22 protein-coding genes and 1 pseudogene are annotated in these 25,460 nt (G+C 67.7%); 11 read left to right on the top strand and 12 right to left on the bottom strand.

The window, feature by feature from the left end; genetic code table 11:
- Positions 1 to 623, top strand: a 623-nt coding sequence (locus VGI62_RS16970) for a TMEM175 family protein (RefSeq protein WP_331505709.1), incomplete at its 5' end; no start/stop codon positions are given.
- On the opposite strand, the gene VGI62_RS16965 is transcribed toward VGI62_RS16970, so the two are convergent.
- Both VGI62_RS16965 and VGI62_RS16960 read right to left on the bottom strand, forming a co-directional pair.
- On the bottom strand, positions 620 to 868 hold the full coding sequence (locus VGI62_RS16965) for a helix-turn-helix transcriptional regulator (RefSeq protein WP_331505708.1): 249 nt from the start codon (positions 866 to 868) through the stop codon (positions 620 to 622). The two genes, VGI62_RS16970 and VGI62_RS16965, sit on opposite strands and share 4 nt — an antisense overlap.
- A 52-nt stretch (positions 869 to 920) precedes the next feature.
- On the bottom strand, positions 921 to 2,171 hold the full coding sequence (locus VGI62_RS16960) for an acetyl-CoA C-acetyltransferase (RefSeq protein WP_331505707.1): 1,251 nt from the start codon (positions 2,169 to 2,171) through the stop codon (positions 921 to 923).
- A gap of 180 nt (positions 2,172 to 2,351) precedes the next feature.
- Between VGI62_RS16960 and VGI62_RS16955 the strand changes: the two genes are divergently transcribed.
- The 7 genes from VGI62_RS16955 (at position 2,352) to VGI62_RS16925 (ending at position 11,078) form a co-directional block, all read left to right on the top strand.
- Positions 2,352 to 2,660 carry a hypothetical protein gene (locus tag VGI62_RS16955; RefSeq protein ID WP_331505706.1) on the top strand — a complete coding sequence of 103 codons (309 nt, stop codon included), beginning with the start codon at positions 2,352 to 2,354 and terminating at the stop codon, positions 2,658 to 2,660.
- Between the two features lie 8 nt (positions 2,661 to 2,668).
- On the top strand, positions 2,669 to 4,159 hold the full coding sequence (locus tag VGI62_RS16950; protein WP_331505705.1) for a fatty acid--CoA ligase family protein: 1,491 nt from the start codon (positions 2,669 to 2,671) through the stop codon (positions 4,157 to 4,159).
- 23 nt (positions 4,160 to 4,182) lie between these two features.
- Positions 4,183 to 5,199 carry an enoyl-CoA hydratase/isomerase family protein gene (locus VGI62_RS16945; protein ID WP_331505704.1) on the top strand — a complete coding sequence of 339 codons (1,017 nt, stop codon included), beginning with the start codon at positions 4,183 to 4,185 and terminating at the stop codon, positions 5,197 to 5,199.
- On the top strand, positions 5,196 to 6,221 hold the full coding sequence (locus VGI62_RS16940) for a CoA transferase (protein WP_331505703.1): 1,026 nt from the start codon (positions 5,196 to 5,198) through the stop codon (positions 6,219 to 6,221). The genes VGI62_RS16945 and VGI62_RS16940 overlap by 4 nt, the downstream gene beginning before the upstream one ends.
- Positions 6,218 to 7,591 carry an amidohydrolase family protein gene (locus VGI62_RS16935; RefSeq protein WP_331505702.1) on the top strand — a complete coding sequence of 458 codons (1,374 nt, stop codon included), beginning with the start codon at positions 6,218 to 6,220 and terminating at the stop codon, positions 7,589 to 7,591. The genes VGI62_RS16940 and VGI62_RS16935 overlap by 4 nt, the downstream gene beginning before the upstream one ends.
- Positions 7,592 to 7,633: 42 nt before the next feature.
- On the top strand, positions 7,634 to 8,350 hold the full coding sequence (locus VGI62_RS16930) for an SDR family oxidoreductase (protein ID WP_331505701.1): 717 nt from the start codon (positions 7,634 to 7,636) through the stop codon (positions 8,348 to 8,350).
- A gap of 253 nt (positions 8,351 to 8,603) precedes the next feature.
- Complete coding sequence (locus tag VGI62_RS16925) at positions 8,604 to 11,078, top strand: TonB-dependent receptor (RefSeq protein ID WP_331505700.1); 2,475 nt, start codon at positions 8,604 to 8,606, stop codon at positions 11,076 to 11,078.
- A gap of 62 nt (positions 11,079 to 11,140) precedes the next feature.
- On the opposite strand, the gene VGI62_RS16920 is transcribed toward VGI62_RS16925, so the two are convergent.
- The gene (locus VGI62_RS16920; RefSeq protein ID WP_331505699.1) at positions 11,141 to 12,226 is read right to left on the bottom strand and encodes an alpha/beta fold hydrolase; all 1,086 of its coding nucleotides are present in this window, start codon (positions 12,224 to 12,226) and stop codon (positions 11,141 to 11,143) included.
- Positions 12,227 to 12,349: 123 nt separating this feature from the next.
- On the opposite strand from VGI62_RS16920, the gene VGI62_RS16915 reads away from it, so the two are divergent.
- Entirely contained in the window at positions 12,350 to 13,030 is a 681-nt protein-coding gene (locus VGI62_RS16915; protein WP_331505698.1) for a glycine zipper 2TM domain-containing protein, read from the top strand.
- Positions 13,031 to 13,090: 60 nt separating this feature from the next.
- Here VGI62_RS16915 and VGI62_RS16910 read toward each other — a convergent pair whose 3' ends face one another.
- From VGI62_RS16910 to VGI62_RS16895, 4 genes are all read right to left on the bottom strand, one after another.
- A complete protein-coding gene (locus VGI62_RS16910; RefSeq protein ID WP_331505697.1) occupies positions 13,091 to 14,326 on the bottom strand; it encodes a hypothetical protein in 1,236 nt (411 codons plus the stop codon).
- Positions 14,323 to 15,810: a pyridoxal phosphate-dependent decarboxylase family protein gene (locus VGI62_RS16905; RefSeq protein ID WP_331505696.1), complete on the bottom strand. Its 1,488-nt coding sequence runs from the start codon at positions 15,808 to 15,810 to the stop codon at positions 14,323 to 14,325. The genes VGI62_RS16910 and VGI62_RS16905 overlap by 4 nt, the downstream gene beginning before the upstream one ends.
- 176 nt (positions 15,811 to 15,986) lie before the next feature.
- Positions 15,987 to 16,253 carry a hypothetical protein gene (locus tag VGI62_RS16900; RefSeq protein ID WP_331505695.1) on the bottom strand — a complete coding sequence of 89 codons (267 nt, stop codon included), beginning with the start codon at positions 16,251 to 16,253 and terminating at the stop codon, positions 15,987 to 15,989.
- 223 nt (positions 16,254 to 16,476) lie between these two features.
- Positions 16,477 to 17,064, bottom strand: a complete 588-nt coding sequence (locus tag VGI62_RS16895; RefSeq protein WP_331505694.1) for a TIGR00730 family Rossman fold protein — start codon at positions 17,062 to 17,064, stop codon at positions 16,477 to 16,479.
- A 189-nt stretch (positions 17,065 to 17,253) separates the two neighbouring features.
- Between VGI62_RS16895 and VGI62_RS16890 the strand changes: the two are divergent.
- Together VGI62_RS16890 and VGI62_RS16885 are read left to right on the top strand one after the other, a co-directional pair.
- A pseudogene (locus VGI62_RS16890) lies at positions 17,254 to 17,451 on the top strand (cold-shock protein); the annotation flags it as partial.
- Between the two features lie 180 nt (positions 17,452 to 17,631).
- Positions 17,632 to 17,829, top strand: coding sequence for a cold-shock protein (locus VGI62_RS16885; protein ID WP_299538599.1), 198 nt, complete (start codon positions 17,632 to 17,634; stop codon positions 17,827 to 17,829).
- Positions 17,830 to 17,941: 112 nt separating this feature from the next.
- Here the strand turns inward: VGI62_RS16885 and VGI62_RS16880 are convergent, their stop codons facing one another.
- The 5 genes from VGI62_RS16880 to recN all read right to left on the bottom strand — a co-directional run bounded on the left by VGI62_RS16880 (position 17,942) and on the right by recN (position 25,459).
- On the bottom strand, positions 17,942 to 18,595 hold the full coding sequence (locus VGI62_RS16880; RefSeq protein WP_331505693.1) for a DUF1345 domain-containing protein: 654 nt from the start codon (positions 18,593 to 18,595) through the stop codon (positions 17,942 to 17,944).
- 388 nt (positions 18,596 to 18,983) lie between these two features.
- A complete protein-coding gene (locus VGI62_RS16875; protein ID WP_331505692.1) occupies positions 18,984 to 20,084 on the bottom strand; it encodes a phosphatidylinositol-specific phospholipase C1-like protein in 1,101 nt (366 codons plus the stop codon).
- 55 nt (positions 20,085 to 20,139) lie between these two features.
- On the bottom strand, positions 20,140 to 21,288 hold the full coding sequence (locus VGI62_RS16870; protein ID WP_331505691.1) for an amidohydrolase family protein: 1,149 nt from the start codon (positions 21,286 to 21,288) through the stop codon (positions 20,140 to 20,142).
- A gap of 307 nt (positions 21,289 to 21,595) precedes the next feature.
- Positions 21,596 to 23,689, bottom strand: a complete 2,094-nt coding sequence (gene ligA / locus VGI62_RS16865; protein WP_331505690.1) for an NAD-dependent DNA ligase LigA — start codon at positions 23,687 to 23,689, stop codon at positions 21,596 to 21,598.
- 72 nt (positions 23,690 to 23,761) lie between these two features.
- Complete coding sequence (gene recN / locus VGI62_RS16860) at positions 23,762 to 25,459, bottom strand: DNA repair protein RecN (RefSeq protein ID WP_331505689.1); 1,698 nt, start codon at positions 25,457 to 25,459, stop codon at positions 23,762 to 23,764.
- Between the last annotated feature and the right edge of the window lies 1 nt (position 25,460).

The raw sequence follows: 25,460 nt of genomic DNA, 5'->3' as shown, positions 1-25,460 counted from the left end.
ACTTGGAAAGGCGGCGCCACCGACATTGGTTCGACCGGCTTATCATGCTGTCGGACGGCGTCTTCGCGATCGCAGCGACTTTGCTGTCACTGGATATCCACGGACCAGCCGATTGGCGGACCCTGCCCGAACTCTGGTCGGGACTGATCCCTCAGCTGAGCGCTTATCTGCTGAGCTTCCTGGTCATCTCGATCTTCTGGCTGGCGCATCGGCGGTTCATGGCCATGATCACAACGGTCGATGCGCCGCTCACCGTCCTTACGCTCGTGATGTTGGGGCTGGTCGGGCTGGTGCCGGGGATTACTCACATCGGTCCCGGCCGCGCTGACGGAGCCGGGATGCAGATTTACGCTTCGCTGATCACTCTGATCGGACTCTCTATGGCCGGCATCTGGGGCTATGCCGCCCTGATAGCCAGGCTTGTGCCGCCGGAAGTTCCGAATTCGTCGCGCTGGTTTCAGTTGCTGTTGATGGCCTTGACGGCCCCGTTCTTTCTGGCCCTGACGATGAACGCGCCCTTCCGATCGCCCTTCTACCCACCCATCGTGCTCGCGGGCATGTTCCTGATCGGATGGCGCATGCGCGTTTGGGTCCTGAAGCGCCTGGAACGGAAGGCGACCTAGCCCTTCCCCACTTGACCGGCCGTTTCCTCGTCACGCTGAAAACCGTTCGGCAAGAAGCCACGCAAAAAGGACTCGACCGCCACGGTGACCGGGCCGGAGATGTCGCGCCGGCCGGCCTCCATCTCCAGGACGCGCTTGGCGCCCTGCTTCTCGTCCCCGGCCAGACGCAGCGCCCGGGCGAACTCCGACGGACTCCAACCCAGCGCCTCGCGCGCCTGCCGCAGATGCGGGCCTGTCTTGATCACCGGTGTCCCTTCGCGGTCTGGCGCTTCCCCTACCGGCCGAACCGCGCCTGCGCTAGAGGCGTTCGATGATAATCGCCGGCGCCATCCCGCCTGCGGCGCACATGGTGACTAGGCCGCGCTTCAGATCACGCCGCTCGAGTTCGTCGACCATCGTGCCGATGAGGATCGCACCAGTGGCTCCGATCGGGTGGCCGAGCGCCATCGCCCCACCGTTCACATTGACCTTCTCGCGGTCGAGCTTCAGGTCACGGATGAACTTCTCCGCGACAACCGAAAAGGCCTCGTTGATTTCGAAGAGGTCGATGTCGTCGAGCGTCAGGCCGGCTTTTTGCAGCACCTTGCGGGCGGCGGGCACGGGGGCGTTGAGCATCAGCGTCGGGCTGTCGCCCATGTTGGCCATGGCCACGACCCGAGCGCGCGGCTTCAGGCCGTGCTTGTCGGCGTATTCGCGCGAGGCGAGCAGCACCGCGCCTGCCCCATCCACGACGCCGGAGGAATTCCCGGCATGGTGAAAGTGCTGGATCTTGAGGTCGGGATAAACCTGGTTGATCAGGCCCGCGAAAGTCGTGCCCTTGTCGTCGAGGGGCACATTGGCCATGGCTTCGAACGAAGGTTTCAGCGCGGCAAGGCCCTCCAGGGTGGTCTGCGGCCTGGGGAACTCTTCGCGGTCGAGCGCTACGGTGCCGTCCTCCCGGTAGACCGGGACCAGGGACTTGTCGAAGTGGCCGCCGCGGATGGCGGCATCGGCGCGCTGCTGGCTGACCACTGCGAGCTCGTCCAGGGCTTCGCGGGAAATTCCCTCCAGGGTGGCGATGGCGTCGGCGCAGACACCCTGGTGCGACTGAGGATGCTTGGCGCGTAGCGACAGGTTGCCTGAGTCCATCAGCGGCGCCCCGGCGTTCGGATCGCGGGGCGGAGCGCTCGAGGCGGTGTAGGACATCATCTCGGTGCCGCCGCCGATCACCAGGTCTTCCATGCCCGACATGATCTGGGCTGCGGCCAGGTTCACCGCGGTGATGCCTGAGCCGCAGTAGCGATCCAGGGTCACGCCGCTGGCGCGGATATCGTAACCGGCGTCGAGAGCAGCCATGCGACCGAGGTCGCCGCCCTGCTTCCCGCGCTGCGACGAGGTGCCCCAGATGATGTCGTCCACCTCGGCGGTGTTGAGGCCGTTGCGATCGGCGAGCGCCTTAAGGACGGTCGCGCCCAGATGCTGCGGGTGGAAATCGGCAAGCGCGCCCTTGCCGACTTTGCCGATTCCGCGGGGCGTGCGGCAGGCGTCGATGATCAGCGCTTCAGGCATCTTCCGGGTCCTCGCATTGGAGGCGCGCCCTGTCGCGAGCTCTCCGCTGGCTTATGGTAGACCGGGATGTTGCCGGGCGCACGTAGGGTAAGTCGAGCCCGAATTGCGGACCGCCCGCCCATGACGCACAATGTCGTCGCGGCGCCCCGCGCGTCGTTAAGCGCAATCGAGAGTGAGAGCATGGATTTGAAGCCGGGATCCCGCTGGAAGAGCGCGGTGTGCGACACGGAATTGGTGGTCGTGCGCCCGCCGAAATCTGCCGTCAGCCTCGAGTGTGGCGGCCTTCCGGTGATCCCTCATGCCGGGGCCAGGCCGGAGGGCGCTTCAGTCGCCGCCAACCACGCGGGCGGCAGCCAGGTGGGCAAGCGCTACGCCGATCCCGAGAGCGGGCTCGAGGTGCTGTGCTCCAAGGGCGGGGCCGGCTCGGTCTCGATCGACGGGCGGCCGATCGGGATGACCGAGGCCAAGAAACTCCCCGCCTCGGACTGATATTCACAATGCATACGGCGCTGCTTCTCGACATGGCGGCCGACTCTGCGCCGGACCGCCTCGCGCTTGGCACCCTGAGTGACGGCCTGACCTTCGCCGAGACGCGACGGCGCGCGCGGCGCGGCGCGGCGTGGCTAGCGGAGCGCGGCGGCGACACCGTGGCGTTCCTGGGGCTGAACAGTCCTGCCCTACCGCTGGCGGTGTTCGCCTCCGGCCTGCTGGGCAAGCCTTTTGCACCGCTCAACTATCGGCTGCCGGACGCGGACCTTCGCAAGCTGGTGGCGCGGACAGCGCCATCGGTGGCGATCGTCGACGACGACATGCTCAGCCGCGTAGGCGAGTGCCCCGGCGTGACGGCCGTGACCCGCAGCGCCTTCGAAGCCGCCTGCGCCGAGACGGAGGGCGATGACCCCGACCTGCCGCACGTCGAGCCGGACATCGGGGTCCTTCTGTTCACCAGCGGCACCACGGGCGAGCCGAAGGCCGCGATCCTGCGCCACAGCAACCTTGCGGCCTATGTGATCTCCACCGTCGAGTTCCTGGCATCCGAGGAGGACGAGGCGGCGCTCGTAAGCGTGCCGCCCTACCACATCGCGGGCGTGTCAGCGGTGCTGACCGGCGTCTACGCTGGGCGGCGCATCGTTCACCTGGAAACCTATTCGCCCGAGGCCTGGGTGGAAACAGCCGCAACGGAGCGGATCACCCACGCCATGGTGGTGCCGACCATGTTGGGCCAGATCCTCGACGTGCTGGATCGTCGCGGCACGGCGCTGCCGCACCTAAAGGCCTTGTCCTACGGTGGCGGGCGGATGCCCCAGCCGGTGATCGAACGCGCGATGCGGCTCTTGCCGCAGGTCGACTTCGTCAACGCCTATGGCCTGACCGAGACAAGCTCCAGCGTGGCCGTGTTGGGACCGGAAGACCATCGCGCCGCCATGTCGTCCCTCGACGAGGCTGTGCGCCGCCGCCTGGGCTCCGTCGGCCGCCCGCTGCCAAGCGTCGAACTGGAGATCCGCGGCCCCGACGGGGAGGTGCTGCCGGCTGGCCAGTCGGGCGAGATCTATGTCCGTGGCGAGCAGGTTTCCGGCGAATACACCCACAAGAAGGCGATCCAGGACGACGGCTGGTTCGCCACCAACGACGGCGGCTGGCTGGATGAGGACGGCTACCTCTTTGTCGAGGGGCGGCTGGATGACGTAATCGTGCGCGGCGGCGAGAACATCTCGCCCGGTGAGATCGAGGACGTGTTGCGCGAACACCCCGGTGTCGCCGACGTCGCGGTTCTGGGCGTGCCTGACGACCATTGGGGCGAGCGGGTCGCCGCCGCCGTCGTGCGGCGTGCGGACGCCCCCTCCGCCGAGGAGCTTGCGGCCTGGGTGAAGGCCCGCCTGCGGTCCACCAGGACGCCGGAAGTCTGGGCGTTCCGCGACGCCCTGCCCTATAATGACACGGGAAAGCTGCTGCGCCGGCAGTTGAGGGCCGAAATGGCCGCGGTCTGAGCGTTCGGCGGCGGGAGGGCCAGGTGAGAGTCGAACTCCCGGCGGCCAGGCAAGAGGCTCATACGCCCATCGACGACCTCATCGCGCTCGGCGGCGCGGGCATCATGGTCAGCGAGCTGGGCGGCGGCCCAGAAGCGGTGAGGGCCGCGCCAGGCGTCGTGCGACTGGGCGTGCATCGCGCCGGACCCTTGCCGGCCGGTCCGCTGGAGGCCTTCGACATCCTGCTCAGCGCCGAGCCGAGCGCGCCACGACCTTGGGTGGGCGTCCGGCCGGAGCGACTGGACGTCCACTTGGCCGATCTGGCGGCTCGCGTCGCGGCCCAGCCGGCGGCGGCGGCGGCGGCGGCGCAGGTGCTGCGCACGACCCTGCAGGTCTCGTTCGACCAGGCGCTGGTCGTGGAATCTCTCGCCTACTCCATGCTGCTGGCCTCGGAGGGCTTCCGCACCTGGCGCGTGGCCAATCCGCCTCGGGACCGGGCGCCGGACGCCGGCCCGCGGGTGCTGATCGAGGCCGAGGGCCCGATCTTGCAGATCCATCTCAATCGGCCGGCGGCGCGCAACGCCTTCGACGCGCGGATGCGTGACGAGCTGGTCGAGGCTCTCGCCTTCGCCATCGCCCATCCCGACGCGCCGGCCGTGGAGCTGGGAGCTGTTGGCCCAGCGTTCAGCGCCGGCGGCGATCTTGACGAGTTCGGCAGGGCCGACGACGCCGGTCGGGCGCATTTGGTGCGCACGCTGCGATCTCCTGCAGCCCTGGTCGGCCAGCTCGGCGCGCGGATGACCGCGCGGCTACACGGCGCGTGTGTGGGCGCAGGAATCGAGGTTCCCGCCGCGGCCGCAAGAGTGACGGCCAGGCGAGGAAGTTTCTTCCGTCTGCCTGAGGTCTCGATGGGGCTGATCCCGGGCGCGGGCGGCACGGCGAGCATCGCACGGCGCATCGGCCGCCGGCGAACGGCCTACATGGCGATCTCAGGCGCTGACATCGACCTTTCGACGGCGCTGGCCTGGGGGCTTGTGGATGCCGAGGAGGTGGCTTGGTGAGCCCGATTGCGCCGGCGCTCAGGGAGCTGGGGGCGCAGCTCGCCGAGCTGACCGCCCGGTTTGGCCGTCCAGTTGACGCCGCTGCTCTAGGCATCTGCGACCGTACGGGGCTGCTGCCGCTGGACCCACCGGGGCTGCACTCGCCGAACCGCGCCTGCCGGCTGTTCTGCGCCGCCGACGGGTGGATGGCTGTGAACCTTGCGCGCGACGAGGACTGCGACCTCATCCCCGCCTGGCTCGGCTGTGACCCTGGGACCGATCCCTGGGCGATGATCGCCGCACACGCCGGGGGCCAGACCCGCGCGGCGCTGGTCGATGGGGCCGTCCTGCTCGGGCTGCCGGCGGCCGCAGTCGGTGAGATCATGCGCGACAGCCCGCAAGCGCCGCTGATCCGCCTGGGCGCGGGCGGGACGGCCCGTGGGCCGGCGTTGAGAGTCGTTGATCTCTCCGCCCTGTGGGCAGGCCCGATGTGCGGGGCGATCCTGGCCGCCTCAGGGGCGTCGGTATCCAAGGTCGAGAGTGTGCGCCGGCCCGACCCGACCCGCATTTCAAGCCCCGAATTCTTTCGCCGGTTGAACGGGGCGAAGGCGGACCTTGGTCTCGACCTTGCGGATCCGGACGGCCAGGCCCGCCTGCGAGACCTGATCCTGGACGCAGATGTGCTGATCACCAGCGCCCGGCCCCGCGCCCTGGTCTCGCTCGGCCTCGACCTCGCCCAGGTGTTCGCTGCCAACCCGGGCTTCGTCTGGGTGGCTGTCACCGGCTACGGCTGGACCGGCGAGGCCGCGCGCCGCGTGGCCTTTGGCGACGACGCCGCGGCGGCCGGCGGCGTGGTCGAGTGGACCCCGAACGGCGAGCCTCGCTTCCTCGGTGACGCCCTCGCCGACCCGGTCACGGGCCTCGCTGCAGCCGTCGGCGCGTTGCAGGGCCTGTCAGATGGCGGCGGGGTGCTGGTCGACGTCTCGCTCGCGGGCTCCGCGGCCGGCGCGGCGTCGGTGAGCGGCCTGCGGCGCGCGGCATGAGCCTGACGATACGCGACGTAGAGGTGGCCGGCCGGGGCGGGCTGGACGTCCGCCTGGAGGGAGGCCGCGTCGCCGAGGTCGGCGCGCGCCTCGGACCCGCCAGGCTGGAACTGGATGGCCGTGGCGGCGCCCTCATCCCGGGCCTCGCCGACCACCATATCCACCTCCTTGGCCTGGCGGCGCGGGCACAGTCGGTGACGCTGGAGGGTGTCGGGACGGCCGAGACGTTCGCCGGGCGGATCGGCGCGGCGGTGGCGAGGCAGCCTGCAGGCGCCTGGGTGCGTGTGCTGGGCTATCACGAGAGCATGGCCGGCGAACTGACGCGCCGCGAACTGGATCTGCTAGCGCCGCGTCACCGGCTGAGGGTCCAACATCAGACCGGATCGCTCTGGATCTTGAACTCGCTGGCGCTCGATTCGCTGGGCGGCGGCGATGATCCGCCGGGCGTCGAGCGTGCGTCGGGCCGCATCTGGCGGGCCGACGTCTGGCTTCGTCAGCGCATCGGCGCGGAGCCGCCGCCCCTGGCCCCGGTCGGCCGCCGGCTCGCAAGCTTCGGGGTCACGGCGCTCACTGACGCCAGCGTCACGACCGACGCGGGGGCGGCAGGCCTGCTAGCCGATGCGCAGCGTGCGGGCGAGCTGCCGCAGCGCCTGATGCTCATGAGCGGCGGCCTGCTTGAGGCGCCCGCAGACGGCGCGTTCACCGTTGGACCTTTGAAAGTTCTGCTGGACGAGCACGCCCTACCTGACCTGGAGGACTTCACCGCCCGGATTGGGCAAGCCCGCCGGTGGGGGCGAGCCGTCGCGGTCCATTGCGTCACAGCCGCCGAACTTGCCCTGACGCTCGCGGCGTTCGAAACCGGGGGCGCGGGGCGCGGCGACCGCGTTGAGCACGGCGGCGTCATTCCACAAGACGCCATTTCGGCGATCCGCGCGCTTGGCCTGACCGTCGTCACGCAGCCCGCTTTCATCCACGAGCGTGGCGAGCGTTACGCCGCCGAGGTCGAGGCGGCCGAGCAAGGCGATCTCTATCGCTGCGCAAGCCTGCTGGCGGCCGGCGTCGCGGTGGCCGCCGGCTCCGACGCCCCTTACGCCTCAGCCGACCCCTGGCAGGGCATCGCAACGGCCATCGATCGGCGAAGTCTTGGCGGCCTGACGCTCGGGGCCGGTGAAAGGGTGACGCCCGCCGTGGCGCTATCGCTTTATCTTGGGGATCGCACCGATCCGGGCGGCCCACCGCGCCGCATCGAAGCAGGCGCCGCAGCCGATCTCTGCCTGCTTGACGCTCCGCTGCGCGCGGTGCTGAACGCGCCTTCCGCTGAGCGGGTGCGAGCGACACTCTTGAGTGGCGAGGTCGTCCACGAAGCCTAGCGCCGCTGGCCTCGGCGGACCGATGCGGCGTAGGAGAGCGGCATGACCGAGCGGCCCCACATCCTCATCACCGGCTCCACCCGCGGCATCGGCGCCGCCGTCGCTGATCTGCTCGCCGCGCGCGGGGCGCAGGTGATGGGACATGGGCGGGCCGACGGGCCTGCGGTGCTGGCCGCGGACCTGGCCGAGGCGGGCGCCGCGGACAAGCTGTGGGATCGGGCGCTCGATCGGCTGGACGGGCGCATCGACGTGCTGGTGAACAACGCCGGGGTGTTCGAACCTATCGCCATCGAGGCGCCGGCGAGCGAGTGGGAGGCGGCGTGGGCGCGCACGATGCGGATCAACCTGCAGGCCTCGGCCGACCTTTGCCGGCGCGCTGTGCTGCACTGGCGCGAGCGGGGCGTTCCGGGACGGATCGTCAACGTGGCGAGCCGGGCCGCCTACCGAGGGGACTCCCCGTCCCACTGGCACTATGCGGCCTCGAAGGCCGGAATGGTGGCGATGACCAAATCGATCGCCCGCGGCTATGCGGCCGAGGACATCCTGGCCTTCGCGGTTTGCCCGGGCTTCACCATGACCGGCATGGCCGATGACTATCTGGCAAGCCGCGGCGGAGACAAATTGCTGGCCGACATCCCGCTCGGCCGCGTCGCCTCGCCCGGGGAAGTCGCCAACACCGTCGCATACCTTGCGCTGGAGGCGCCAGCCTCGATGACAGGCGCAGTCCTCGACATCAATGGCGCCAGCTACGTGCGCTGATCATGCGAGGTGCGGCATAGCCTAGCCGCAACAGGGTGTTGCCACATTGCCGCAGTCGGCGATTGACAGACGTACATTTCAGTTGCGTCGCAGACCGGCCTGACGCTCGCCACATTCCAGCGTTGCCTTGGTCCCACTGGCGGGGGCCGGAACCTTTCTTCTGGATCACCAGAGGTCCCCGGCCGGACCGCTGTCACGCCCGCGGAGGCCGCCCCCAGAGCGGCCCGCGCGGACAGAGGGAGACCTGGGTCACATGCTGCAATCCAAGAACATCTTCGGAGCCGCCTCGGCTCTGGCGCTGAGCTGTGCTGCCGGCTCGGCCTGGGCCCAGGCGCCGGGCCAGAATGGCGCGGCCGCGGCCTCGACGGCGGTCAGCGAGTTGGTGGTCACCGCGCAGAAACGCGAGCAGCGGCTGCAAGACGTGCCGGTGGTGGTCACTGTGCTGAGTGGCTCGAAGCTGGAGGCGAACAGGGTCAACTCGGTCAGCGACCTGGTCACCCTGACGCCGGGCCTGACCTCGACCACCAACGCCAGCGAAGGCACGACCATCGCCCGCATCCGTGGGGTAGGCAACGTCGCCGACAACCCGGGCCTCGAGGACGCGGTCGGGCTCTACATTGATGGGGTCTACCGCCCACGCAACGGCGTCTCGTTCAACGACCTCGGCGAACTGGACAACATCCAGATCCTGAAGGGGCCGCAGGGCACGCTATTCGGGAAAAACACCATCGCCGGCGTGATCCAGATCACCACCAAAAGGCCCAGCTTCACCTTCGGCGCCGAGGGCGAAGTCACGGTGCAGAACTATAACGGCTACGGCGGCTCGGTGTCCGTCACCGGGCCCATCGTCGCCGACAAGGTGGCGATCCGCCTCTATGTGGCCGCCCGCGAGCGCGATGGCTTCGTCGATGTCATGCAGAACCCCGACACGACCATTCCGCGGCAGAACGACGAGCACCTGTTCACGACACGTGACCAGCTGCTTTTCAATATCACTGAAGACCTCGATGTGAACTTCATCGCCGACTACAGCCAGCGGCGCGATCACTGCTGCGTGGCGCTCGACTTCCACAACGGCTCCCCGGCGACGGTGCAGAACCTGGTGTTCCCCGGCACCTTGCCCAATCCGGTCGATCCGCAGAACAACACGGCCTGGCTAAACACCTCGACGCAGGACCTGATCACCGACCAGGGGATCGAGGCCACGGCGCACTGGAAGACGCCATGGCTCAACAACGCGACGCTGACATCGATCACCGCCTGGCGCGACTCCAAGGAGAACGTCGCCGGCGACACCGACTCCACCCTGGCGCCTATCATTTTCTCTGATCCGCAGCAGAATTTCACGGATTTCCGTCAGTTCTCGCAGGAGTTCCAGTACAGCGGCGCAACTCCAAGGCTGAACTGGCAGGTAGGCTTCTTCTATTCGAACGAGCGGTTGGACACCGGCAACTTCCTGCAGAATGGCCCGGCGCTCGGGCCCTATCTTGCGGTGCTGAGCGCCGGACTGCTCCCCGCCAACGGCTTCCCGGTCGGCGAGGGCGTCATCGACACCTACCACCAGCGTGAGCACTCCGAGGCGATCTACACCCAGGAGGAATATAAGCTGACCGACGCCTTCTCGGTGATCGGCGGCCTTCGCTACACCTGGGAACACAAAGACCTGGAGTCGTTCCACGACAACAACGACACCGCCAACCTGTGCGCCAACGTGCTGCAGGCGGCGACCGGCAGCCCAACACCGATCCCATTCTCGGACTATGTGCTGTTCCCGAAGTCGACCTTCGGCACGGCATGCCTCGTGAACCCGGCGTTCAAAGGCATCAACAACCACCAGTCGCTCGACGAAGAGGCGCTCACCGGCACGGTCAAGCTGCAGTACAGGTTCAGCGACGAGGCGATGACCTACGCCTCCTACTCGCGCGGCAATCTGGTCGGCGGCTTCAACCTGGCCGAGACCACCCTGCCCTTCGGCCCGAACGGCGCCCCCAACACCTCGCTCGCCCCGGCGACCGACACTTCGTTCCCAGCCGAAAACGTCGACGCCTATGAGATCGGGGCCAAGACCCAGTGGCTGGACCGCCGGCTGTCGTTGAACGCGGCGATCTTCTACCAGGACTACAAGAACCACCAACTGAACGCCTTCACCGGCACGCAGTTCGTGGAGTTCACAATCCCCGAGGCGACGACCGCCGGTGCGGAACTTGAAGGCTATTTCGCCGCCACCCCCGAACTGACCCTGAACGGCGGGGTCACCTACGCAGAGACGGTCTATCCGCCGAGCGCGGAAAACAAGGCGGTCCTGCAAGCCCCGGGCTCGAACCTGTTCCTCCTCCCCGGCAGCCGGTTGACCTATGCGCCGCTATGGTCGGTGACGATGGGGGGCTCATACCGGCATCCGGTGACGGAGGCCTGGGACGGCTTCCTCAACCTCGACGCTAAGTACACGTCCAGCTACCAGATCGGCTCCGACGAAGATCCGGTGAAGACGCAACCGGGCTTTGCCCTGGTGAACGGCTCGATCGGCGTCTCGACCCACGACAACCACCTGGAGTTCAGCATCTGGGGCACCAACCTGTTCAACCAGTTCTACAAGCAGACGGCGTTCGACGGCGTGCTGCAGACCTTCTCTACCCCCCCGGCGCTGAACCCCGGGCAGAACAACTACTACTACTTCCCCGGCGCGCCGCGGTTTTACGGCGCGACGCTGAGAGTGCGCTTCCAGTAGGCCGTGCGTTGTAGACGGGCGTCGAACGGGGCGGTCCGGTTCACCGGGCCGCCCTGATCGCCCTACCCCCCGGAGCGACTGAGCAGGTCCGCCAGGTCCTTGCCCCAGAACGTAGCCCAGGTGTGAGTGCCATGGCCGTGGGTGTCGGGGCCGGCGGGGATTAGGACGAAACGGCCCTGCCTGATACGCTTGACCTCTTGCTGGGCAAGGCCGAGTTCGGGCGGGTTGATGAAGTCGTCGCCGGAATTGACCCAGGTGAGCGGCGCCTTGATCTTCTCCAGGTCCGGCGACGGATCATAGGTCCGCGAGGCCTCCAGCTGGTAGATCAGGTCGTTTGCGTCCAGGCCGGCCACCCGCTTTGGCAACTCGTCCTTGTACCAAGCATCCACCTGCGAGCCCCTGGGCATGGCGATCTGCATCGGCCAGGGCGAGCCGCCCGCCAGCATCAGCAGGTTCTCGGCTCCGCGCAGCCCCTCCATCGGCTCTGAGGCATAGTCGCCACCCTGCCAAGCCGGATCGCTTTCGATCGAGTCGATGGCCATCTTGCGCCACAGCCGATTGCGGCCCGCCAGCGCCACCGACTGGCAGGCGAGCGGCATCACCGCCCTTGCGCCGTCCGGGTACATCTCAGCGTACATGAAGCTGTGCATGCAGCCCATCGAGGTGCCCATAACCAGGCGTAGCTGCTCGACGCCCAGGGCCTGGGCGACGACGGCGTGCTCGGCTTCCACCATGTCGGCGTAGTCGTAGTGCGGAAAATGCATCTTCAGCCCGTTGGAGGGCTTGGAGGAGCCGCCGTGCCCGATGTCGTCGGGCATGATCAGGAAGTACTTGGCCGGGTCCAGCAGTCCGCCCGGGGCGAACAGAACGTCGGCGAATTGGGGCGCCGTGAACTGACGACCGGAGCCTCCCGTGCCATGCAGGATCAGCACGGCATTGACGATGTGGCCGGCGGCGTCGCGCCTGGGCTGGCCAAGCGTATAGTAGTGCAGCTTCAGCTCCGGGAGGGTCTCGCCGGACCGGAAATGGTAGTTCTTGACTTCAAAGTCGTGCGGCTGGAATTCCGGCGCGGCGATGGCCGTCGAGGCAGCGAGCCCGGCGAAAAATCCTCCGATCGCCCCCGCGAAAAGTCCACGAATCCCACGCATCGCGATCTCCTGAAATCTGTCCCAGCCTAACGCGCAGGCGGCCGGGTTCGGAACCTTTACTGTAAGCTCACTTTGAAGCGCTACGGTGGGGAAACAGTCGTCCCACGCCCAGGAGCTTCGTTCATGCGCAAACATCTTCTCGCCGCCGGCATTGCCGCGGCGGTCCTCATACCATCCCTGGCCATGGCCCAGGAAACCTGCGAGCAGCGCAGCGCCAATCGTGCGGCCGGCACGGCCGTGGGCGCTGTCGCGGGCGCACTGCTCGGCAGCGCTGTCGCCGGTCACGGCGAGAAGGGCGCGGGCGCGGTGATCGGCGGCCTCGGAGGGGCGGTCGTGGGCAACCAGCTTTCCCGCGGGCCTCGCGACTGCACCCACGCCTACGGCTACTACGACAACGGCGGCCGCTGGCACGCCAACAACGTCGATCACGCGGTGGCCTACGGTTACTACGACCGCACCGGCGCTTGGGTCGACGGCCAGCCCAACGGCTATTACGACAGCCGTGGCGTGTGGGTCGCCAACGCAGGCGGCGCCTACGGCCGCCACGCCTCCTACGACAGCCGCGACAACACCTGGGACATCAATACCCAGATCAATCGCATCGAAGACCGCATCCAGCGAGGCCGGAGCGACGGCAGCCTAAGCCGCCATGAAAGCCGCGACGCCATGGATGCGCTCAACGACATCCGTCGCGAGGCGCAGTACCGCAGCCGCGATGGTCGCCTGAGCGAGCGCGACCAGTCGATGTTGCAAGCGCGCCTCGACCGTCTGTCGGATCAGGTGCGGATGGACCGTCACAACTAGACTCTTTTTGCAGAAACCTTTGGACCCTCGGCGCGCGCCGAGGGTCCTTGATAACGGGCCTCAGGCAGCGTCCTGGGCGGCAGACGCCAACATGGCCTGGAAAGCTGCGAACAGCCGCGCCATGGCGGGCTTTTTGTAGGGAAACAGCTCCACCGGATCGAGGTCGTGGACAATCATCGCCACGTCCGCCTCGAAGACCAGCAGCCGGCCGTCGGGCAGTTCGGCGCAGTCGATCCCGAAATAGTCGAGGCCAAACCGCTGGTGAAGGGCTGCGAACGCCTTGGCGTGGCGGGCTGCGAAATCGTGGTCGAAGTCGGCCATCCAGGCGGCTTCCTCGGCGCGCCGCTCGGGGCGTTCGGCCATCTCGGCGCTGAGGTAGTGAACCATCCAATGCGACGACACCGCGTAGTGGCTGGGGAAGGCCCGCCCGCCGATAAAGGCGATGCGCTGCTTGCGAAAGAGGCCGTCCGGGCCAGAGTAGTCCACGAACGGTGAGACGTAGAATTCCGACTCGGAGCGACCCGCGAGATAGGCCGCCGCCGCCTCAGGGCCGTCGAGCTTTTCCATACCCTGGCCTGCGTGGGATCCGATCGGGCGCGCGATAAGGGGCCATGCTGCGTTCGCCAGAAGGTCCGACGGCTGGCGCACGCCCGCAGACAGCCGGATCAGGTCTTCGCGCTCGACCCGCACCGCCATCGGCGCAAGGAGCGACGGCTCATCGGCGAGGCGCGCACCTACCCCATCGCGGGTGAGACCGGCGATGCGCAGCGCCGCGCCATTGAGCACACGACGGCCCGCCAGGAGCTTCTCGCAGTTTTCCAGCACCGGTCGATTCTCGGGAGACTCTCCCACCGCCAGGAACGCCACGTCGTAGTCCGGCGCATGGCCAAGGTCCGACGTCCCGCCATCCACGAAACAAAGGCTCAGCTCGATGTCCGAGCCGGCCAGCAGAAAGTCGATGGGCGTATTGGCCATGAAGTCGCCAAGAGTGACGAAGGCCGTCACCTTCGGTCCGGTTCCGCGACCGTGCGGCCGGCGATAGACGCCGCTGATCTCGAGGGCGGCCGCCTGCAGCTTCAGGCCTTGATCGCGATCGCCAGCGGCCTGGGCGATGATCGACATGTCCATCAAGGCCGCCGCATCATGCGGGTCGGCGTTGATCCGTTCGAGAAGTTTGGCCCAAAGCTCCTGTAGATCCTCCCCCTCGTAGGCGGCACGCAGGATCGCGGCTAGGCCGATGATGACGTCGGAGCGCCCCGCGACGGAGGGGGGCGCCAAGTCCTGGACGGCGCTCATCGAGCAGGTTCCGCAGCAAGGGACTGCAGCGCGCGGCGCCCGGACTCGATGACAGAATCCACAAGCAATTCAATGTCTTCCGGGCGCGTGCGGTGGTTGATGATCGCGGCACGAATGGCCTTCTGACCGTTGACTATGGTCAGGGAGGGGGCAACCTCACCGGCTTCTTGCAGGTCTGAGACGATCTGGGCGGTCAAGGCGTCGGAGACGCCGCGCCGGTAGCGGAAGCAGACGATGTTCAGCGCCACCGGAGCCAGCAGCTCCAGCTCGGGTTCGGATTCGACCCGCGCCGCCAGCGCCCGCGCCAGCGCGCAGTTGGCGGCCATCGAGTCGCCCAAGGCCGCGAGGCCATAGGTCTGCAGCGTGAACCAGGTCTTTAGCGCCCGAAACCCGCGCGACAGGTCCGAGCCGTAGTCGCAGGGCCACCAGTCTCCGGCAGCGATGCCTCGCTCGGCGCGGGCCAGGTAGACGGCGGGATTGGCAAAGGTCGCGTGGTGGAGCTCCGCATCTCGCACCAGCAGATAGCCGGCGTCGTAGGGGACATGGCCCCACTTGTGGAAGTCGAAGGCCAGGCTGTCACAACGCTCGAGGCCCGCGACCCGCGCCGCCAGTTCTGGCGAGAGAACCGCCAAGGCCCCAAGCGCCCCGTCCACATGGAAGCTGACGCCTTCGGCAGCGGCGATGTCGGCCAGGCCGTTCAGATCATCGATGGCGCCAACGTCGACCGTGCCGGCGGTGCCGATGATCATGAAGGGGGTCAGGCCGAGGCTGCGATCCCTCGCTATGGCGGCGCTGAGCGCCTTCAGATCCATGCGGTGCTCGGCGTCCACCTCGATCAGTCGCAGGCTGTCCGCCCCGAGCCCGGCCATGTCCAGGGACCGCGGGAGGCAGCCGTGCACGCCTTTGGAAGCATATGCCGTGAGCTGGACACCCGCCGCGCTCACGCCGTTGCGCCGGACGCCGAGTCCAAGCGCGCGCGCACGGGCGACGAGCACCGCCAGGAAGTTGGCCTGCGAGGCGCCCGAGACGAAGAGGCCGCTGGCGTCCTGCGGGAAGCCGAATATCCGACGGACCCAGCTCAGGATTTGGCGCTCGACTTCGATCGGCATGTGGTCGCGCCCGCCGAGGTTGGCGTTCATACCGGCGGCCAGCATCTCGGCCAGCATGCCGACCGGCGTTCCTGCGCCCTGCACCCAGCCCATGAACCCCGGATGCGTGTTGCCGCTTCCGTAGGGAAGGACGTCACGTCGGAAGATCTCATAGGCCTGGGCGAGGTCGCCGGCTTGCATCGGCAGCGGCGCGCGGAAGCTGGCGCGGGCCTCGGGCGTCGGCTTTCGCCACACCGGCTGATCACGCAGGCCGGCCATGTGGTCGAACATGTCGTCCAGCATGCGGTGGCCCTGGGCGCGGATCTCGCGCCAGTCCTGCGGATCGAGGCTCGTGTCCTCGGGGTCGAAATTGGGAACGGGACGTACGGCGGGCACAGAAGCTCCAGGTCATTACGAGCGGGAGAAAAACGGCGTCGGAGCTTCTTCACGACGGCTCGTCCGCCCACAACCCTTGCGAGCGCCCCTGCGTCACTAGCCCGCAAGTTGGGTAATGGGGGGTTAATCGAAGGCGATTTCGTGGCGCGGCGGTGGACGGAACGCCGCGGCCAATGTCATCGCCGGGCGCGCCACAGGCATCCCAGGCCGATGATCACCAGCACGTTCAGTGACATGGAGGCTGCATCCCATATCAGCGCCTCGGTCGCCGAGCCCGGCGAGGGCATCACCAAAATCCAGGGCATGCCCAGCACCCTGCTCACGGTGTCCGACAGGGGCTCGGGGCCCATGCCGAACACGCCCCGCTCCGTATTCCCGATCAGCAAAAGGGCGCAGAGCCCAACCAGGGCGTAGATCGCGGCCGCCATCTTCCAGGCTCGCATCGCTACTCTCCGGCCGGCAAAGCCGGCCATTACTCTTGCGCGCCCCAGGAATCGCCCATGCGCCGCTATTCTAGTGTCTTGCGACTAGCCGCGTCTCGCAAATTGGCTCCGCCGCCTCAAGGTCGATTGCTCTTAGGGCTGGCAGCGACTGAATGGCGAGGCGGTGTCGAGATGGGCGGTCGCGGCACGCTGGAGCCAACCTCGGCGCGTCTCGCCTGGCGCCCTAATAGCGCTGCTCCACCGGCGCCACGCCCCACTTGGGCGGCGGGGGTACATAGGCGCGGAAGGCCTCGATCGCCGCGGCGGTGGTGTCGGCGTAGATCAGCATGTCGACGTACCGCTGGGCGAGGAAGCCCTTGTCGGCCATCTGCTGAACCGTCGCGCGCAGGGGATCGTAGTAGCCGCTGACGTTGACGAAGCCGCAGGGCTTGGCGTGGAAGCCCAGCAACGCCCAGGTCCACTGCTCGAAGATCTCCTCGAAGGTGCCGGGGCCGCCTGGCAGGCACAGGAAGCCGTCGGAAAGCTCGCCCATGGCCCATTTGCGCTCGTGCATGGAGTTGACGACACGCAATTCGGTAAGGCCGGTGTGACCAATCTCCTGGTTGACCAGGTCGGCGGGCATCACGCCGGTCACCTTGCCCCCCGCGGCAAGCGCGGCGTCGGCCACCGCGCCCATCAACCCGACGCGCCCGCCGCCGTAGACCATCCTCAAGCCCGCCTTGGCGATCAGTGTGCCTGCCGCAATGGCCTCTTCCAGGAACGCCGGGTCGTTGCCGGGAGCTGAGCCGCAAAAGACACAGATGCTGTTCAAAGGGCGTTTTCCCGCCTTGGTGGGAGAAAAAGTGGGGGCGCTCCAATAAGACGATTGCGCGCTTATGTCACGGCGCGGCTGGCCTGATGGCTTTTCGCCCGCTACATAGCCTTCACGGCTCGCCAAAATCGGCGGCCGGGCGCCCGCGTTTTTGCCGGCGCAAGACTCTATCTCGGTTAGGTCAGGCGAATGGCGAGCGGCACAGTCAAGTGGTTCAATACCGCTAAGGGCTTTGGTTTCATCCAACCGGACGACGGCGGAAGCGACGTCTTCGTCCACATCTCAGCGGTCGAGCAGGCAGGCCTTCGTGGCCTGAACGAAGGCGATCTGGTCAATTTCGAACTCGAGCAGGACCGTCGGTCCGGCAAGCTTTCGGCCGGCCAGCTCGTTGTGACGGGCCAGGGCGCGGCTCCGTCGCGTGGCGGCGGCGGTGGCGGCGGCGGCTTCGACCGTCCGCGGGGCGGCGGCGGCGGCTTTGACCGTCCGCGCAGCGGCGGTTTCGGCGGCGGCGGTGGCGGCGGCGGCGGTCGGCCCGCGGGCGATCCGGCAGGCGCAGGCGCGGGCACGGTGAAGTGGTTCAACCCGACGAAGGGCTTCGGCTTCATCCAGCCCGACGACGGCGGCCAAGACGTGTTCGTGCACATTTCGGCGGTCGAGCAAGCGGGTTTGCGGGGCCTGAACGAGGGCCAGCAGGTCGCCTACGACCTCGAGGCGGACCGTCGCAGCGGCAAGACCTCAGCCACGAACCTGCGGGTCAACGACTAGCCACTTCGCGCTCCTCCCTCACTCGGCGCGGATGGGGGAGGTGTCAGCGAAGCGGACGGAGGGGGCGCAAGGCCCCGGGCTCCGGTGGCGAAGCGTTGCGCCGCGGCCAGAGCTAGAACAGGCCGGCGAGCAGGTTGATCGTCAGGGCGACGATCACCGTATTGAAGGCGAACGCCACGAGGCTGTGGACCGTGCCGAGTTGGCGCAGCCCCTTCGAGGTGAAATTGACGTCGGCGGTGGCGCACGCCACGCCGATGACGATCGAAAAATGCAGGAAGTCCCAATAGTCGGGGTCCTCATGCCCCGGGAATTCCAAGCCGCCCGCATCGCGCGCACCGTCTTCCTCATCGACGCCGTAGTACTCGTGGGCGTAGTGCAGCGCGAAGATCATCTGCACCATCAGCCAGGATGCCAGGACTGTGCCGAAAGCCAGCGCTATGCGCGCGACCCTGAAAAGTCCGTGGGCGTCCTTGGCGAACGACAGCTCGACGCCGACCGCCCAGACGCTGGCGGCTGAAGCAATGAGCACCAGCCCCAGGATTATACCCTTGCCCTCGTCGTCAAGCACGGCGCGGGCGCGAATCTCCGTCGGGCTGTGCTGGATCATGCCGAGCAGCATGGAGACGAGGAACGTCACCGCCAGCGCGTCCCAAGACAGGATCAGCCGAGTCGGGTGATCGATACCTGGCCCCACGAGCGGCAAGGCGATCCCGACGACGATCCCGACCCCAATGGCGGCCAACAGGTGCGGCCGCGCTCGCGGCATCCTGGCGATCCACCGCAACGGTTTTCGAGATGCGGACTCGGCCATCTGCTGTTCCCGTTCCCGGGCGGGAGCATTGCGCGAGTCCACCGGGTCGGCCTAGCACCGCCAGAACTTCACTGCCGGCGGCGCATTGAGCTGCCTCGGCTCCAAATCGGGCCGAGGAGAAGACGATGCGCAAACCGATCCTTACCGGCCTCGCCGCGGGCCTGATCGCGCCCGGCTGCGCATGGGCCCAGGAGCCATCGCCTCCGGGGCGGCGGGGCACATCGGCGCCCGACGCCGGCGCTGACGCCGCGGCGGCAGAGCTAGGGCTGGCGGCGTCCCTTGCTGCGAGCTGGTCGCCTCCTCCGCCTGGCCGGCATCCAACTCCCGCGGCCCCCGTCCCGTCCTAGGGTTGGGCGGACACAGGGTTTTCGCGAGCCACGCCGCCACCTGGGAGCCTCGCCTCGTAGGGACCGAAGCGCGCGTCGGGATGCATGTAGTCGGTCGACACGTATTGGGCGCCCGAGGCGAAGGCCGCGCGCTGCGGCGCTGTGTCGTTCCTGCGGGCCTCCCAGGTGTCGGTGTCGGCGCGTGTGCGAACGATCAGCCCAGCTTTCACTGCCGCCTGGATGCGGGCGTTCTCCTTTATTGGTTCATTCAGCGTGATGTAGCCGGCGGCCGGTGAGGTCTCATCGATGTTCACGAACATCATCCGGCCTTCCAGGCTCTTGCGAGCGCCGCGGTAGACCGAAACCACATCAGGGCTCTCGTCCATCGCCAGCATGATTTTGCCGCGAGCCGCCTTCAGTGTCGGCCAGGCCCCGGCCATCACGGCCTCGCGCAGCGTCTTGTGCTTGCCCTGCACCTGATCCGGCGTGATCAGTTCACCCGGCTTGAAGACCGAGCGGATTTCGGCGTCCACGGCATCCATCGCCGCGGCGTCGAAGGGCAAGAGTTGCACCGCCCCCGGCACCTTCAGCTGGTCCTGCTTGAGATTGAAGATGATCAGGATCGGCACGTGGTCCGGGTGGGCGTTCGACCAGGCGCGCACCTCCTTGAAGCAGTCGACCAACAGCGGGCAGACCGAGCGATAGTCGATGTCGGGGACATGCAGGACCTTCATGCCCGGCTTGGCCATCGAGGTGAGGTCGTAGGGCGTGGTCGCCGGCGCCATCTTGCGCCCGAGAGGCGTCGAATAGCGGCCGCCCTGCGGGTCGTAGACGAAGTCGAGTTCGAGCTCTCGCGCGCCGTCGTTCAGTTGGTCGGTCAGCGGGATATGGCTGTAGTCAAGTGTGTCGGCGGCCTTGGGGTTGCGGGCGCGGACGTTGGCCATTTCCAGGGGCGCAATGGCCATCTTGTAACTGTTGTGAGTGCCCATGGCCTGCAGCTGGTTCATTTTCAGGGCGTCAACAGCCACGCGTGTGCAGCCCGGCTTGTCCGAGGGATGCTCAAGATCACAGCCGGGAGAAAGCGCCACAGCGGCAGCGGCGGCGAGAGCAGCGAACATTCAGCATCTCCGGCACAGGCAAGTGACGCCAGTGTGAAGCTTCGCAACGTCCCGTCTAGGTGGCTAAGAACATGTCTTCGAAATTCCGCCGGTAGAACCGGTCCTTCACGTCTTCGCTGAAGCCCTCGAAGCCTGATTCGAACCGTTGGATCGGATTCTTCGTGCCTTCCGGGTGCGGGAAGTCGGAAGAGAACAGGAAGAGTTCCTCGCCGCCCTCGCGGATGATGGTTCCGGCGTTCTCAGTGGCGAAGGGCGTAAAGCGCACCGCGCGCCGGATGAACTCCGAGGGTGGAACCGATAGCCCCGCGATCACCGGATCGGTCTTGCGCCAGCCTTTCCACGCGCCATCGAGGCGGCGGAGGAAGTCAGGCACCCAGCCCGCGCCCAGCTCGATCACGCCGCCACGCAGGTGCGGGAAGCGATCGAAGACTCCGTCGAGCGCGAGCGAGCAAAGGAAGTTCTGGGGCGCGAAGGAGAGCGCGAAGAAGTCCTTGGCGCGCAGGTTCTCTCCCCCGCCCAGCCAATCCTTCGGCCGGGGATGGCCGTTCTTGTGATAGGCTGGCTGCAGCGAGGGGGCGGAGGCGCCCACGTGCAGCATGAAGGGCGTGCCGCTCTCGGCGAGCCGACGCCACACGGGATCGAGGGCGGGGTGGCCGGGAGAGCGCTCACCCGCCGGCGCAGCCGGGACCCAGATCGCGCCACAGCCGGCTTTGATCGCTTCATCGACCTCGGCGAGCGCGCGATCCGGATCATCCAGCGGGACGACCCCCACGCCGATCAGCCGCCGATCGCCCGCGCAGAATTCGGCGATCCCGCGGTTCAGGGCCCGCGCGCCACCGTATTTCACCTCCATGTCCTCGGAGGGCATGAACTGGGAGCCTGCGAAGGTTGTGAACACCAGCTGCCGGGAAAACCCGAGGTCATCCAACGCCTTGGTCCGCTCGCTCGGGTTCATCGCCCCGAAAGCTGCCCAACCCTTGGGGCCTTCCACGACATTGACCGCAATCTCGGCGGTGGCCTGGGCGTCGTTCTGCCGCGCGAGCGCCTTTTCGATGGCCTTTGCGGCGCCGGCGCCGCCGGCCTCCAGCCGCATGCTGATCAGGCGATCGCGGATCGACGGGTCCGCGTAGGACGGCAACCAGTCGAGGCTCTCCATGATATGGCTGTCGGCGTCGTTGATCACGCGGTCCTGGGCGTACGCCATCCTTGAACCTCCCGGATGTTTGGCGGGAGTTTGCGCCCGGCAAATGCCACCGCCAAGAGTTTGATCCTTAGCCCCAGGGGATCGCGAGTGGCTCGGGCGGATGACGACCGGCGATCACGTCGGGCAGACGCTGCGCCAGTCCCGCCGGATAGACGGTGTCTTCGCAAGCCACGAGCTCGTGCAAGGACCACCAGCGCAGGTCGATGACCAGCTGGCGGACCGACCGCCAAGCCTATGACCCGCAAAAACACCCCGGCGCAAAACGCTTCATCACTGCCGGCGCCGAGGCTGGCTGACACAGGAAGTCTCACGCCCCCACCAGCGCCAGCCACTCGTCCTCGGTGAGGACCTGGATACCCAGTTCGGCGGCGGTCTTCAGCTTGGAGCCCGCGCCTGGCCCTGCGACCACAAGGTCGGTCTTCTTCGAGACGGAGCCCGAGACCTTGGCGCCCAGCCGCTCCGCCTGGGCCTTGGCTTCGTCGCGGGTCAGTTTCTCCAGCGCGCCGGTGAAGACCACGGTCTTGCCGGCCACCGCAGTGTCCTGCTTGGGCTGCTCGGCGTCCTGAACAGTCAGTTGGTCGTAGAGATCCTGCACGAGGCGACGATTGTGGTCCTCGGCGAAATAGGCCGCTGCGGCCTCGATCACCGCCTCACCGATTTGGTCCAGCGCGTCCAGTTCGTCGATGGCGGAAGGGTCTCGGTCGGCGACCTTGTCCATGGCCGAAAGGAACTCGCGCGCGGTTCCATACCCGCGAGCCATGACGGTGGCGGTGGTCTCGCCGATGTGTCGGATGCCCAAGCCGTAGATGAACCGGTCGAGCGGTATGGTCCGCCTGGCCTCGATGTTGTCGAGCAGATTGCCGACGCTCGTTTCGCCGAAGCGATCTGTCTCGAGCAACTCGCCGCGTTTGTCCTTCAGGCGGAAGATGTCCGCCGGCGTCGCGATCCAGCCGCGTTCGGTGAAGAGGGTGAGCTGCTTTTCGCCAAGACCCTCAATGTCGAAGGCGCGGCGCGAGACGAAGTGCCGAAGATGCGCGAGCTTCTGGAACGGACAGGCGAACTCCCCCGAGCAGCGGCGAACTACGGTTTCGGCGCCGGACGCGGTGGTCTCGCGCATGATCTCGGTGTGAAGCGGACACGGGCAGTGGGTGGGGAACGCGTAGTGCTCGGGCCCCCGCGTCTCGTCGGTGACCACACTGACGATCTGCGGGATCACGTCGCCGGCGCGCTGCAGGATCACGGTGTCGCCGATGCGTATGTCCAGGCGGGCGATCTCGTCGGCGTTGTGCAAAGTGGCGTTGACGACAACCACGCCGCCGACGGTGACAGGCTTCAGGCGTGCGACCGGCGTGATCGCGCCTGTGCGACCGACCTGGACGTCGATGGCCTCCAGGACAGTGCGCGCCTGCTCCGCCGGGAACTTGCGCGCGACCCCCCAGCGTGGGGCGCGGGAGACAAAACCCAATCGTTGCTGCCAGTCCAGGCGGTCGACCTTGTAGACCACCCCGTCGATGTCGAACGCGAGTTTCGGTCTCTCCGTCTCCATGGCGCTGTAGGCTTCCAACAGGCCCCCAAGGCCTTCCACTCGGCGCGACTGGGGGGTGGTCTTGAACCCCCACGCCTTCAGCGCCTGCAGGGCATCCCACTGGGTCTGGGCGAACGGTCCGCTAAGCAGGCCCCAGGCATAGGCGAAGAAGCGCAAGGGGCGCGCGGCGGTGATCCTCGGGTCGATCTGGCGGAGCGATCCTGCCGCAGCGTTGCGGGGGTTTGCGTAGGTGCGCTGCCCGGCGATCTCCGCCGCTGCATTCATGGCCGTGAACTCGTCGTGGCCGAGGTAGACTTCGCCGCGCACCTCGATGACATCGGGCCAGCCCGAGCCGCCCAGCCGCTTGGGGATCTCCGAGAGAGTGCGCAGGTTTTCGGTGACGTCCTCCCCGACCCGCCCATCTCCGCGCGTGGCGCCTTGGACCAGCACCCCCTTTTCGTAGCGGAGCGAGGCCGAGAGGCCGTCGATCTTGGGCTCGACGGTATAGGCCACCGGCTCCTCGCCCAGCCGCAGGAAGCGGCGGACGCGGGCGTCGAACTCGGCGGCGTCCTCGTCCGAGAAAGCATTATCGAGGCTGAGCATCGGCACGCCATGCTCGACGGGGGCGAACTGTTCCGCGCGCGCGGCGCCCACCCGCTGGCTCGGGGAATTTTCCCGGACCAGGTGAGGGAAGCGAGTTTCGAGCTCGCTGTTGCGACGCTTGAGGGCGTCGTACTCGGCGTCCGAAATCGTCGGCGCATCCTGCTGGTGATATCGGATGTCGTGCGCGGCGATCTCGTCGGCGAGCGTCGTCAGTTCCTGCAGCGCCTGGGCTTCAGTGAGGTCATCGACGGGCTTGGGAGACGTTTCAGCCATGTATGAAGCTGTATCTAGGCCCATGGCGCGAAGGAAGACCCGCGGTTCCCGCCCGCTTGAGGGGCAGGATGGTCAGGCCGAGATCAGCGCTCGCGCTGCGGCGCGGGCGGCGTCGGTGATCTCGGCGCCGGCGAGCATGCGGGCGATTTCTTCCTCGCGGTCTGAGGCGGAGAGATCTTCGACGGCGGTGCGTAGGCGCTCGCCCTCGCCGGCCTTGGCGATGCGCCAGTGGGCCTCGGCGCGAGCGGCGACCTGCGGGCTGTGAGTGACCACCAGCACCTGGGCCTCGGTCGCAAGGCGCTTCAGACGCAGGCCGACGGCGTCGGCCACGGCGCCGCCGACGCCCTGATCGACTTCGTCGAAGATCATCAGCGGTTGAGGCCCGGCTCCACGGCCGGCGAGGGCCGCCTTGAGGGCCAACGCGAAGCGCGCCAACTCGCCGCCCGAGGCGATGGCGCCCAAATCGCCGAACGGCGCGCCGGGGTTGGTGGCGATTTCGAAGGCGATGCGATCGAGACCGGTGGGGCCGGCCTTGTCTTCCGCAACGTTGGCGACCGACACGCGGAAGCGGGCCTTGTCGAGCTTAAGGGGGCCGAGTTCAGCCATCACCGCGGTCGCCAGACTCTCACCGGCCGCGGCGCGCGCGGCGCTCAGCCGGCCGGCCTCGGCCAGATAGGACTGGCGCGCCGCGACTTGAGCGGCTTCGGCGGCCCTCAGAGCATCCTCGGATCGCTCCACCGCCCTGAGCCTCTCGGCGAAGCGGGCCCGCAGGCCGGGAAGTTCTTCGACGCTCACCTGCAGCTTTCGGGCGAGGCCCCTTAGATCAAACAGCCGTTCCTCGGCCTTCTCCAGACGATCTGGCTCGAAATCGAAGGCCTCGGCCGCGGCGTCGACCGCGGCTTCCGCCTCGGCCGCCTCGATCAGCACCCGGTCAAGCGCCGCCGAGGCCTCTGTCAGCCGCTTCACCGCGGTTCCCGCTTCGGCAGCCCCGGCCAGCAGCGCCCGTTCACGAGCGCGGTCCAGCGCGCGCACAGCGCCGGCGACGCGCGGCGAGAGACCGTCGAACACTTCGCGGGCGCCTCCGATATCCGCCAGCGCCTTTTCCGAAGCGCCCAGGATGGCGCGTTCCTCGGCTAGCTCGGTTTCCTCGCCCTCGCGCGGATCCAGCCTATCCAGTTCGGCGAGGCGGAGCGTCAACTCCTCGGTCTCGGCATCAGCGCGCGCCACTTCGGCCCGCAAGGCCTCGACTGTTTCGCCGGCCTCGCGCAGGGCCCGCCAGCGTTCGGCTACCGCGCGTCCCTGATCGTGCAGCGCGCCAAAGGCGTCGAGCATGTGGCGATGAGTACGGGCGTCCAGCAGACCCACGGTCTCGTGCTGGCCATGGACTTCCAGCAGCGCCTCGCCCACTTCCTTGAGGACGCCCACGCCAGTCGCCTGGTCGTTGACGAACGCGCGGCTGCGGCCATCGGCCGAGAGCGTGCGACGCAAGACGAGGTCCTCGTCGCGGGCGTAGGAAAGGCCCTTCTCCTCGAGGAGGTCCCAGACGGGATGGGCCGGCGCCGGGGCGAACACCGCTGAGGCGGCGGCCTGAGCTGCACCTCGCCGCACGAGGCCCGCCTCGGCCCGCGCGCCAATCGCCAGGCCGAGCGCATCGAGGATGATCGACTTGCCGGCTCCGGTCTCTCCGGTCAGCACCGTAAGGCCAGGCCCGATGGACAGGTCCAGGGCCTCGATCAATACGACGTCGCGGATCCACAATCCGATGAGCATG

Source organism: Phenylobacterium sp., assembly GCF_036495085.1.
Taxonomy (GTDB): domain Bacteria; phylum Pseudomonadota; class Alphaproteobacteria; order Caulobacterales; family Caulobacteraceae; genus Phenylobacterium.
The sequence above is the reverse complement of the archived record's forward strand: the minus strand, read 5'-3'. Positions and strand labels throughout refer to the sequence as shown.